The organism is bacterium, assembly GCA_021372515.1.
In the GTDB taxonomy this organism is placed as follows: Bacteria; Gemmatimonadota; Glassbacteria; order GWA2-58-10; family GWA2-58-10; genus JAJFUG01.
The window spans coordinates 1-8,432 of record JAJFUG010000198.1 but is presented as its reverse complement, the minus strand read 5'-3'; the positions used below and the strand labels follow the sequence as shown (position 1 = coordinate 8,432).

Genomic DNA, 8,432 nt, shown 5'->3' with positions numbered 1-8,432 from the left:
CACGTACCGCCTGACCCGCATGGGCGAGAAAGTCTACCACGGGACCGACATGTCGGCCATGACCCGGATCACCGTGGACCAGGTCTACGACCGCAAACCGGACACGGTGACCGAGCAGATGAGCCTCAACCAGATCCTGGGCCTGCTCCAGAGCAGCCGCTATAGCGACCTGCCGGTCACGGACAGCCAGGGACGGTTCCTGGGGATGATCTCGTTCCAGGACCTGCGCACGATCCTTCTCGAAAGCGGGCTTGCCGACCTGATCCTGGCGCGGGACGTGCTGCGGGAGGACGTGCTCACGGTCAGCCCGGGGGATACGCTGCTCGAAGCGCTCAACCGTTTCGGCCTCCACGATCTGGACCACCTGCCCGTGGTCGACCCGTCAGACCGCAGCCGGCTGCTCGGTCTGCTGACCCGCAGCGATGTCATGGCGCGCTACAACAAGGAGCTCCTGGTCCATATCGACTGAAGCCCTCTCCGAAAAAAGAAATACGAAAATGCTTGACACTGTACCGCGCGGCTTTAATGTTTAGATATGTGCCTGGCTTGGATTCAGGCAATTCAGCGGCCTTTCCGGACCCAGTAAGCCCGGCGGCCGGAAGGTCTCATTTCTTTGTCTGGAGACGGATCAGATGGAATTGAAGGAGCTTTTCAACAATACCAACGTCAATCTCAACCTCAAGGCGACGGACAAGGACGCGGTCCTGCTGGAGCTCATCAACCTGCTGAAGCTGGATGAGAAAGCCAAGGACATGCTGTTCAAGATGCTGAAAAAGCGCGAGAATCTCGGCTCCACCGGTATCGGCAAGGGGTTTGCCATCCCCCACTGCCGCTCGCTCGTGGTGGACAAGCTCAATGTCGCTTTCGGCCGTCACTGCGAGGGACTGGATTTCAAGTCCATCGACGGCAAGCCGGCCAATTTCTTCTTCCTGATCGTTGCCCCGCCGATCGAAATCTCCAACTACTACCTGCCCGTGCTGGGCAAGGTGGCCCAATTCTGCAAGATACAGGATATCGGCGCCAAGCTGAAAGAGATCAAGGAGATACCGGAGTTCCTGAAACTCCTCGAAGACATCCCGAACTGAACTCCTTCACTCTTACACGGTGCCGTTTCTGATGAAAGAAAGCCAGTTGAGACTGCTCATGTTCCTGCAGGACCTGCTCAGCCTGAAAAAGGAGATGCAGGACTTCCAAGTCGTGGAGCAGTATGAGCAGATGGGTTTCGCCCTCGACAAAAAAGAGCGGATCGAGGAATCCATCCGCGAGGTTACCGAACAGCTCGACCCGGTGCTGTACCATCGTTTCCTGCGTATCGCCGAAAAATACGACCGCCCGATGGCCCCGGTGAAGAACGGAGTCTGCTACGGCTGTTTCGTCTCGGCGCCCACAGGCAGCAAGCTGGTCACCGAGCACCAGGACGTGATCGAGTTCTGCAACCATTGCGGACGGATACTGTACCGTATCGACTGAAGCCGTGCCGGGCCTAAACAGCCCGATACGCCTGACAACACAAGGCCCCAGCCTCCTGTATAAGGAGACCGGGGCTTTTGTTCGGTGGTGCACCCTGCGGGGAGATCGGGGCCCTACCTCTTGGGCGCGAATTTCATCCGGCGCGCCACCCGCCGCTGCATCTGGTAGACGAATTTCATCAGCGCGTCCTGCATTTTGTCGGTTATGCTGAAGAACCGGGCCCGCACGAGCTGAAGGTTTTCGTTCTTCTTGTCTTTGCCGCTCCAGACCACCTCGGCCAGCAGCGGCTCGGTGTGCTCCTCGCTCAGCATCTGGAAATTCAGGTAGAGGAAATCGCCGCGGCTCACCTTGCGGTAAGTGTTGAACGCGATCCCGCCGCCGCTGATGTCCACGCTCTCGCCGCGGTAGACCGGACGGCTCTCGCAGCCGATGAGGTTGGTGTCGATCTCGATGGTGTTGAACCTGTTTTTTTCGATGTGGTAGTAACTGAACGGGAACACCACCTCCATGCGCGAGAAATTGCGGGCCTGGGTGCGCTCCAGTTTCTTGGGGTGCTTGATGAAAAGGTGCTTGCGCGCCGGGTCCGGCGCCTTGGTGATCGTGGTGAGGAAATTGTATCCGGCATCCGCCTCGCGGTGAAAAATCACCTCCAGCGTGGTGTCGAACCCGAGCCTGAGGAAACCGAAATCCATCCCCGAGCCATCCAGGGTGATAACTTTCTCCTCATTGTCCAGCACGCAGGAATCGTACTCGAACTCCTGGCCGTCCCGGCCCAGCTTCACCTTCACCGTCTGGCCGGCCTTGATCTCGCGCGAGGTGGTCAGCGGCACGGCCTCCTCGATCTGACGGAACCCGAGAGTGTCCTTGATCTTCTCCACCATCTGGATGAAATAGGCGTGCTCCTGCTCCGAGAAATCGCTCTTGCGCTCGTACTGCTCTATCAGGTGCTGGAAAATGTCGAAGGAGTCGAGCACGCGGAAAGGCTGCTGCAGTCCCATGGTGCGGACAGCCTGCTCCATCAGCTTGAGGCATTGCGGGTCCAGGCCTTTCTCCGCGGCCTTGCGCTGGTAGTAGACGAATTCGCGTTCTTTCTGCTTGGCCCTCTCCCGCCGGGTGAAAACAATCGCGAACACGAAGGCGGATACGACGAGCACGCCCATCACCCAGGGGATGATTTCGGAAGCGTGGGAGCTGGATTCGCCCCAGCCTTTCTGCACCGCACGCCAGCGCTGGGCGTGCGGGATGAGCTGGTTCCGGGTCAACTCGGCCAATCTGAGCAGCACGGCCACAAGCACCGTGGAGAGCTGTTGCATGTAACCCTCCTTGCCGGATTGGAGCAACGGATGGGATAAGGCTCAGTGCGCCATTTCAACCTGATTTCTCTATCGCCCGGGGGGAGAACGACTCCATGCGCGTGACTTTCTCCACCCCGCGGATTTTTTTCAGTGCGGCGATGATCCGGTTGAGGTGCTTAAGGTCGCGCACCTCGACCACGAAAGTGCCGGTGAACTCGAAATCGCTCGACTTGAGTTCGGCGCTCTGGATATTGGTCCCGGTGTCGGTGATCACGGTGGTCAGGTCGGCCAGCATGCCCTTGCGGTCACTGCCGGTGATCTGCAGCCGTACGATGAAGTCCTCGTCATCCCCGGCCTGCCAGTCGATCCCCACCCGTCGGCCGGGCTCGGTGCTCATGCGCAGAAGGTTGGGGCAGTCGGCGCGGTGGATCGACACCCCCCGTCCCCGGGTGATGTAGCCCACCACCTTGTCGCCAGGCACGGGCTGGCAGCAGCCGGCGTAGGTGACCATCAGGTTGCCGATCCCCTGGATCTTGATAGCCGAGGAATCCTTGCGCAGACGGTCGAGCAGGCGGTCGAAAGCGCGCGGCTTGTGCTCGTGCTCGATGGTCTCCGGGGCGATCTGACTCAGCACCTGGCTGACCGAGACGTTGCCCTGGCCGATTGCGGCGTAGAGCTTGTCCGCCGGGCCGGTGAGGTTGAAATGCTGCAACAGAGCACTCATCTTGGCCTCATCGATCTTGGGCAGGCGCTGCTTGCGCAGCTCGCGCTCCAGCATTTCCCTGCCCAGCTTGAGGCTGTCGGCGAACTCCTGCTCGCGGATCCAGGCCCTGATCTTGCCGCGCGCTTTGGTCGAGCGCACGAACTGGACCCAGTCCTTGCTCGGATGGGTGTTCGGGTTGGTGATGATCTCCACGGTCTGGCCGCTTTTCAGGCGGGTGTGCAGCGGCGCGATCCGCCCGTCGATCTTGCCCCCGGCGCAGTGCAGGCCGATCTCGGTGTGCACGCAGAACGCGAAATCGATCAGCGTCGATCCGGCGGGAAGCTTCATCAGGCGGCCCTGCGGGGTGAACACGAACACCTCGTCGTCGAACAGGTCGATCTTCAGGAACTCCAGGAAATCCTTGGGATCGGTGGCCTCGTTCTGCCACTCCAGCACCTCGCGCAGCCAGCTCATGCGCTTATCCAGCTCGCTCTGGCCTCCGCTCTGCTGCTCCTTGAATTTCCAGTGCGCGGCGATGCCGAACTCGGCGGTGCGGTTCATTTCGAAGGTGCGCACCTGGATTTCGATCAGGTGCCCGCCGGGGCCGTAAACCGTGGTGTGCAGCGACTGGTACATGTTCGACTTGGGAGTGGCGATATAGTCCTTGAAGCGGTCGTGCAGCGGGGTCCAGGTGCTGTGGATGATCCCCAGGATATGGTAGCAGGAGGCCACGGTTTCGGTGAGCACGCGCAGGCCGAGCAGGTCGTACAGTTCCTCGAAGGTCTTGTTGCGCCGCTCCATCTTGCGCCAGATACTGTACAGGTGCTTGGGCCGCCCGGTGACCTCGGCCTTGATCCCGGCCTCGTTGATCGCTTTCTGCAGCGGGTCCTTGAAATGCTCGATCAGGGCCTCGCGCTCGATCCGCTTCTGTGCCAGCTTTTTGGCCAGCTCCTTGTAGTGCGCCGGCTCCAGGTGCTTGAAAGCCAAGTCCTCCAGCTCCCAGCGGATCAGGGCGATACCGAAACGGTGGGCCAGCGGGGCGTAGATGTCCAACGTCTCGCGGGCGATGCGCAAACGCTTTTCCTCGTTCAGAGCGTCCAGGGTGCGCATGTTGTGCAGGCGGTCGGCAAACTTGATCAGGATCACCCGGATGTCCCGGGCCATGGAGAGGATCAGCTTGCGGTAGTTCTCGATCTGCTGGTCCTGCTCCGAGCGCGGGGCGGCGTAGCCGTCCATCCGGCTGATCTTGGTCAGGCCGTCCACGATGGCGGCGATCTCCTCGCCGAACAGGCTGCGGACCTCCTCCAGAGTGTGGGCGGTGTCCTCGATCACGTCGTGCACCAGGGCTGCAGCGATGGACACACTGTCGTAGAGGCGCAGGTCGAGCAGTATCTTCACCACCTCCACCGAATGGGTGATGAAATCCTCGCCCGACTTGCGTTTCTGGCCCTTGTGGGCCGCGGCGCTGAAATCGTAGACCCGCCCGATCAGCTCCAGATCGAGGTTCTTGTGATTTTCCAACGCCTTAAACAGGTCTTCCTTCGGCATAGCGCACCCGCGTTGTACCCGGAAACCGGCATCACACAGTTGTTTACGGATCAATTACCTGTATAAATATAACAGTTTAAGCCCAACCTGTACACCACATGCCGGTCGGCTCGCCCTCGCGAATTGGCTGCACCTGCCGTCCTGCGGAAGATCGCAGCCACCCGGCGGCCCATAAATGTTCCAGCCCGGCGCTCTCCCGACAGCCCCGGGCCTGTCTCAGGCCTGGCAGACCGTCCCGGGCGCGCCGGGCCTGACACTCTGCGAACAGATGGCTTTCTCACTCCGCGGCGGACACGTACACCAGCTCGCCGCCTGGACCGCAGCCCAGGACCAGACGCGCCCCGCCCGGCGCCAGGGCCTCCGCGGCCAGCAGCTCCCGCACTCTTTCCGACAGGAACACCGGCTCCAGCGAGACCAGCACCTCTTCCAGGCTGCGGTCGCGGCCGAACACGAGCGAGGTCTTGCTGTAGCCGACCAGCTTGCGCTCGTAAAGCAGCTCGTGGAGCTGACGGGTTATCTCGCGGAGCAGGTCGTGACGCTCGGGATGCAGAAGGCCCAGTTCCTCGAAAAACAGCTTGATCGAAATCTCGCCGCCGCGCTGGGAGCTGTCGGCCAGCTTGTCCCGGTCGGACAGCAGGAGACGGCTGCGGCGCGCGCCGTTCGTCTTATCCGCGGTAGTCCTGTCCGCCGCAGTGTCCCCGGCCCCATTCGACTTGGGCCGAGCGGAGGGCCCGGGCGACTGCGGGGCGGCCGGAGCGGCGCCGTGCATCCCTTGCTGCAAGGATTTCATGAAAGCCTTGAGCTCGGCCGCCGAGCCGCCCAGACGCGCGGCCAGCTCTTCCATGCGGTCCTGCAGCAGCACTATCTCGCGCAGGTTGTTCTGCTGCTCTTCCAGGTAGCCGTTTTCACGGTTGAAATAATGCCGCAGGATGATGTTGTCGAACTCCTCGACCGAATCGCGCATCTCGTTCCAGATAGCGGCGAAAGCGGCCTGGAAGCTTTCCACCTTGCGCAGTTCGTCCCGCGAGAGGATAACCTCACCCTCGGATTTCCTGATTTCGACCATCCTCGCCTCCGGCGCGTGAGGCCCGTATCGGGCGTGGTCAGGCTCAGACAGAATCCCGTCCGTGGCAGTGCTTGAATTTCTTGCCGCTGCCGCAGGGGCAAGGGTCGTTGCGTCCGACTTTGGGTTGGTCGCGCCGCACGGTCTGCACTTTCTGCGGCTGCTCCTCCGGCCCGCTCAGGGTGGGTTGCGTCCCCTGGAACGCCGAGATGGTGGCGTGGTGCACGGCGGTCATCTCGGGACGGCGCGGCTTGTCGATCTCGCTCTCCTCGATGAACTGCGCCTTGAAGAACAGCGAGGCCACCTCCACCTTGATCCGCTCCATCATCTCGACAAAGGCGGTGTAGGCCTCTTTCTTGTACTCGACCAGCGGGTCTTTCTGGCCGTAAGCCCGGAAATTGATCCCGCTCTTCAGGTAGTCCAGGAAATAGAGGTGCTCGCGCCAGTTCTCATCCAGCACGCGCAGCAGGATATGCTGCATCAGGAATGTCTTGCGGTCCGGGCCCAGTTCCTGGCCTTTCATCTCCCAGAGCTGGTTCACCAGGTCGAGCACCTGCTCGCGGATGTCCTCGGCGTTCAGTTCCGACAGATCCTTTTTCTCCAACGGCACGCTGAGCAGGAACGTGCGCAGAAGGTCGGCCGAGAGGCCCTTGAGGTCCCACTCCTCGGGCGGGCTGCCGGGCAGGATGTGCTGGTCCAGCTTGACCCCGGCGGCATCGTCCAGGAACTTCTTGAACTCCTCGTCCAGTTCCTTGCCCTCCAGGGCGAACAGGCGCAGGTCGTAGATCACCTCGCGCTGCTGGTTCATCACGTCGTCATATTCCAGCAGGTGCTTTCTGATCTGGAAGTTGTTGCCCTCCACCTTCTTCTGCGCCCGCTCGATGGAGCGCGAGACCAGCGGATGGGTGATGACCTCGCCCTCCTTGAGGCCCAGGCGGTCCATGATGCCGCTGATACGGTCGCTGCCGAACAGGCGCATCAGGTCGTCTTCCAGCGAGAGGAAGAAATCCGAGCTGCCGGGGTCGCCCTGACGGCCGCTGCGGCCGCGCAACTGCAAGTCGATGCGGCGCGCCTCGTGGCGCTCGGTGCCCAGGATCGCCAGGCCGCCCACCTCACGCACCCCGGGCCCCAGCTTGATATCCGTGCCGCGGCCGGCCATGTTGGTGGCGATTGTCACCGCGCTGGGCTGTCCGGCCCGGGCCACGATCTCGGCCTCCTGCTGGTGGTACTTGGCGTTGAGCACGTGGTGCTTCACCCCGCGGCGCTTGAGCATCCGGCTGAGAGTTTCCGAAATCTCCACGCTCACCGTGCCCACGAGCACCGGGCGGGTCTTCTCGTTCAGGGAGACTATCTCGTCGATGATGGCGTTGAATTTCTCGCGCCGGGTGCGGAATATCACGTCGTCCATGTCATTGCGCACGATCGGGCGGTTGGTCGGGATCACCACCACGTCCAGCTTGTAGATCTGCCAGAACTCGTTGGCCTCGGTCTCGGCCGTGCCGGTCATGCCGGCCAGCTTGTCGTACAGGCGGAAATAGTTCTGCAGGGTGATTGTGGCCAGGGTCTGGGTCTCGCCCTCGATCTTGACGCTCTCTTTGGCCTCCAGGGCCTGGTGCAGCCCGTCCGAGAACCGGCGGCCCGGCATCAGGCGGCCGGTGAACTCATCCACGATCAGCACCTTGTCCTCCTGCACCACGTAGTCCACGTCCTTCTCGAACAGGGCATAGGCTTTCAGGAGCTGGTGGATCGTGTGGATGCGGTCGCTCTTGTCCAGGTAGTCGCGCTCGATGCGCTGGACGCGCTCGTGTTTCTGCACCTGGCTGAGCGCAGCGTCCTGCTGCACCTTGTCGATCTCGGTCGACAGATCGGGGATGACGAACATCTGGGGATCGTCGGGGCTCAGCCGGTCGATGCCCTTGTCCGAGAGCTGCACCTGGTTGCCCTTCTCGTCCATCGAGAAAAAGAGGGCCTCGTCCAGCTCGGGCATCTTCTTATCGCGCATGAAATCCCCCTCCACGCGCAACAGCAGTTTCTTGGTGCCCACCTCGTTCATGATCTTAAGCAGGCGCTTGTTCTTGGGCATGCCGCGCGAGGCTTGCAGCAGCTTGATCCCCGCCTCGTAGGTCTTGGCGTCGGACTGCTTGCCGTCGGTCTCCTTTTCGGCTTCCTCCAGAAGGCGCGCGGCCTCGGACAGGAGCGAGTTGACCTCCTTGACCTGCAGGCGCACCAGGTCATCCACCATCGGCCGGTACTGCTTGAAAGTGTCGGAGGTGCCGTGCACCGGGCCCGAGATGATGAGCGGCGTGCGGGCCTCGTCGATCAGCACGCTGTCCACCTCGTCCACGATGGCGTA

General features: G+C 61.8%; 7 protein-coding genes. 3 read left to right on the top strand and 4 right to left on the bottom strand.

The features are described 5' to 3' along the window. From LLH00_17840 to LLH00_17830, 3 genes are all read left to right on the top strand, one after another. Window positions 1-469 (top strand): CBS domain-containing protein (locus tag LLH00_17840; GenBank protein MCE5273143.1); only part of this gene is annotated, 469 nt, incomplete at its 5' end. A 163-nt stretch (window positions 470-632) separates the two neighbouring features. Then, window positions 633-1,085: a PTS sugar transporter subunit IIA gene (locus tag LLH00_17835; protein MCE5273142.1), complete on the top strand. Its 453-nt coding sequence runs from the start codon at window positions 633-635 to the stop codon at window positions 1,083-1,085. Between the two features lie 31 nt (window positions 1,086-1,116). Next, on the top strand, window positions 1,117-1,470 hold the full coding sequence (locus tag LLH00_17830) for a hypothetical protein (GenBank protein MCE5273141.1): 354 nt from the start codon (window positions 1,117-1,119) through the stop codon (window positions 1,468-1,470). 113 nt (window positions 1,471-1,583) lie between these two features. On the opposite strand, the gene LLH00_17825 is transcribed toward LLH00_17830, so the two are convergent. The 4 genes from LLH00_17825 to LLH00_17810 all read right to left on the bottom strand — a co-directional run. Further along, the gene (locus LLH00_17825) at window positions 1,584-2,783 is read right to left on the bottom strand and encodes a PilZ domain-containing protein (GenBank protein ID MCE5273140.1); all 1,200 of its coding nucleotides are present in this window, start codon (window positions 2,781-2,783) and stop codon (window positions 1,584-1,586) included. Between the two features lie 55 nt (window positions 2,784-2,838). Beyond that, window positions 2,839-5,016, bottom strand: a complete 2,178-nt coding sequence (locus LLH00_17820; protein ID MCE5273139.1) for a bifunctional (p)ppGpp synthetase/guanosine-3',5'-bis(diphosphate) 3'-pyrophosphohydrolase — start codon at window positions 5,014-5,016, stop codon at window positions 2,839-2,841. 277 nt (window positions 5,017-5,293) lie between these two features. Next, window positions 5,294-6,082, bottom strand: coding sequence for a hypothetical protein (locus LLH00_17815; protein MCE5273138.1), 789 nt, complete (start codon window positions 6,080-6,082; stop codon window positions 5,294-5,296). Between the two features lie 43 nt (window positions 6,083-6,125). Continuing rightward, the coding region (locus LLH00_17810) for an SEC-C domain-containing protein (GenBank protein MCE5273137.1) at window positions 6,126-8,432 on the bottom strand (2,307 nt) is incomplete at its 5' end.

What these genes read in the sequence shown, in the direction of transcription:
- LLH00_17835 (MCE5273142.1), top strand. Translation starts at nt 633, where the DNA reads ATGGAATTGAAGGAGCTTTTCAACAATACCAACGTCAATCTCAACCTC.
- LLH00_17830 (MCE5273141.1), top strand. Translation starts at nt 1,117, where the DNA reads ATGAAAGAAAGCCAGTTGAGACTGCTCATGTTCCTGCAGGACCTGCTC.
- LLH00_17825 (MCE5273140.1), bottom strand. Translation starts at nt 2,783, where the DNA reads ATGCAACAGCTCTCCACGGTGCTTGTGGCCGTGCTGCTCAGATTGGCC.
- LLH00_17820 (MCE5273139.1), bottom strand. Translation starts at nt 5,016, where the DNA reads ATGCCGAAGGAAGACCTGTTTAAGGCGTTGGAAAATCACAAGAACCTC.
- LLH00_17815 (MCE5273138.1), bottom strand. Translation starts at nt 6,082, where the DNA reads ATGGTCGAAATCAGGAAATCCGAGGGTGAGGTTATCCTCTCGCGGGAC.